Source organism: Synechococcus sp. R55.8, assembly GCF_047461895.1.
Taxonomy (GTDB): Bacteria; Cyanobacteriota; Cyanobacteriia; order Thermostichales; family Thermostichaceae; genus Thermostichus.
Map to the genome: position 1 here is coordinate 1 of NZ_JANSIB010000157.1, position 2,880 is coordinate 2,880.

Annotated in this window: 2 protein-coding genes and 1 pseudogene; all 3 read right to left on the reverse strand. The window is 59.6% G+C overall.

All coding sequences use genetic code 11. The features are described from left to right. Positions 1 to 255: PilW family protein (locus tag NW829_RS12010; RefSeq protein ID WP_414417172.1), on the reverse strand; the 255-nt coding region annotated here is incomplete at its 3' end. A 50-nt stretch (positions 256 to 305) separates the two neighbouring features. Next, entirely contained in the window at positions 306 to 1,058 is a 753-nt protein-coding gene (locus NW829_RS12015) for a prepilin-type N-terminal cleavage/methylation domain-containing protein (protein WP_414413903.1), read from the reverse strand. Positions 1,059 to 1,121: 63 nt separating this feature from the next. Next, a pseudogene (locus NW829_RS12020) lies at positions 1,122 to 2,880 on the reverse strand (type II secretion system protein); the annotation flags it as partial.

Genomic DNA, 2,880 nt, shown 5'->3' on the forward strand with positions numbered 1-2,880 from the left:
GTCTCCGTTGGGCTGTTCCGCATCGTTGTAGATGTAAAGCGCCTCTGCCAGATCCTGCTGGATAAACTGCATGGCCTGGGTCAGCTCCGCCTGCACCTGAGTGCGCCCCGTCTCTTCCCGATCCACCCGCATGGTTTCAATGACGATCATGCCCGTGGCCAACAGAAAGATCGAGGCTACCACCAGCGACACCAAAAGCTCGATGAGGGTAAACCCCGCACTCTGGTAAACCCTGTGGCGAAAAACCTTGAACATAGGAAAACACCACCTTTTTGTGAGCCTGCAGGAGGAGCTTACCCGTCGCTTCAAAGCGAGGTAGGGCTTGGGCTGGGCAGCGGGAAGGCATTGCAGTTGTTGGTCGGGATCCCACCCCTAGCTTGAACATCGGCCAAAATGGCCCGGCAAACATCCCCCAAATTGGCGGCCAGGTTGACTTCTACAATCGAGCTGGCCATGGGAAAGAGCCACACATCGGCATTGGCCAAGTTCTGATTGGCGGAGACCGTCTCAGTGCGCAGGCCAGGAAGAGCTTGCCGAGTGTTTGGGTTAAAGGAAAAGCGATGGTAGACCCTGACTCCCATCATAAAGCTGCAGGGAACCCCTGCAATGATGGTTCTGCTACGTCGGTCGATGCATTCCCCGCCCCTATCCCGAAAGGTTTGGATGACATAGACCTCGGGGTTTCGCCCCGGCACCTGAACTTCAGCCAAACGAATGGAGTAGTTGGGGCCGGGGTTGTCCATATCAGCAGGAGGCGGGGTATTGGCCAAGGGGCTTGCTCCAATCCTGGGCAGACGAGCCAACTGAGCCGGGTTCTGGAAAGCAGCTGGGTTGGCGGCCAGTTCCAGGTCAACCAGAGTGCGAATGCGATCTACCTCGGCTCGGGCCAGTTGATTGGCCACTTCTATCCGCTCGCTCATGGCCCGTCGATAGGCGATCAAGGTAAGGGCAGGAGCAAGGGCAGCCATGGCCAAAGCCACAATGACCACCGACGCCAAGACCTCAATGAGGGTAAAGCCCCCTGTTTCTTGTTGCCGCCAAAGCCGTCCTTTGCTCATCGATCCCTCCCTTAGCCCACTCTGCTCCTACCTCGAATCTACCCCTGGCTTGGGGAGTCGATATCAGTTGAACTCATTACAGCCTCCAATCCGAGCAGCCGCCTGCAGGGGCACATCTGGCTGAGCTTGCAGCCCGCAGCGCAGCCGCCGCACATACGGATCCTGAGGATCCAACTCCCGCAAGAACTCAGTGCGGGCATTGGAGGGGAATTGGAAGCGAGCCGACACCGCGCTGGGACGACGGGCAATTTGCAGGCCCACATCGTAGCCGAAGCGGCGATTGGGCGGGAAGTAGTAGTCGTAGCCGCGCGTGAGGGCCGAGCCCGTAACCAAGTTGGGCGGCTCAAAGCTCTGCTGCAGGAAGGGGCCGGTGGCATAGGTGCTGTAGTTGAGCTGGATCATCGAGCCGCTGAAGAAGAGGTTGGTATTTCTCCACAGCTCGTTGAGGCGCAGGAAGTTGTGCATGCCGCCGGCAGTTTGGTCTAGCCGCGAGGGCAGGGTGCCGCTGATGGCAATGGCATTCACCCGCGTTTCCCTGGCCGGCTGCAGCTGCCGGTTTTGGCTGCCATCGTCGTTGCGGCGGCGCTGGTTCACATCGGTTGAAGCCAGCTCTTGGAAGCGGGGAATGGGAATGGGTCGACGGGTCACCTCATCCAGGATTACCCCCAGCACCGGGTTTTCGCCGGCAAAGCCAGTGGGAGCCTTGTTCAGGTCCAGGGTGAACGGCTCCACATCCACCCAAGCAAAAGCGGCGGTGTCGCTGGGGAAATCGCTGTCGGTCATTGTGGAACCGTTGCGATCAATCTGGATTTGAACCCTCTTGGTGCCCGAGTCGGAGCCCACCCTGACGTAGAAGCACAGGCCATTGCGGATATCTTCGCTCCCCTTGGTGTCAATGTAGTAACCGCCAAGATAGTTGGAGCTTGGGGAGTAGTTCTGAGTGTCACCTTTGTTTACCCAAGCATAGGGGTTCAACGCCATCTGGGGCTGAACCAGCAGTTTATTGGGATTGGCAGGATCCTTCTCCGCAAACAGCGGATCCCGATCCAGTACAACATCCCAAGGCTCGTTGGAGTCGCGAACGCGGTTGTCGTTTTCGTCCCAGAAGTTCAGTTGGCCGTCTCCGTTCCAGTCTTTGATGCGCAACGTGCTGGGGCGGCTGTCACCGGTGTAGGCGGTGTACTTGAAGCGGTCGTTGAAGTTGGGGCGAAACACTCCGGGCACCCAGAAGCCGCCTTTGGAATCTGGGCCTTCCTCCTCCGAGGGGCAGCCCACCGTCAGATCTTCCCTAAGTAATTTGCGCCTCAGCGCTCGGGCCCAGAGGTCGGTTCCCTTTGTAAACGAGCCTGCTAGAGCCTCTCCCTTGATAGCCGGGCGGATGCCGGGCTCGCGGTTGGGTTGAGAAACGATCTCGGAGAGAACGCCACCTCTCACCAAGCCCTCACGGGCAGCATAGGCCGGCTCGCCAAACATCCAATTGAAGGCCGCCTGCAGAGCCTCGGCAGGGTTGGGCCACTTGGGTGGCTTGGGCACCCCGGCTTTCACCTCCAGCACCGGGGAAAGCTGCGGCTGCAGAGCAATGGTTACGCCCTCGGCAGGAGCCGCAGCCACCGTATTCACGCTGATGGTCTCCGGCTCCGGATCGGCCTCGACTGCCTGAATGGGGCGCAGCTCCACCGTGTTGGGCTTGGCTGCCATCCACTCGCCCAAGGGGCTCTTGGAAGGAGTTTCTGGGGCAAAAGTGCTGGGCCCGCAGGGACGCCCTTGACAGGTCAAACTTTTTGTCCCCGTTGTGGTGGGCGAGCAGGTGGGGCTGCTGGTG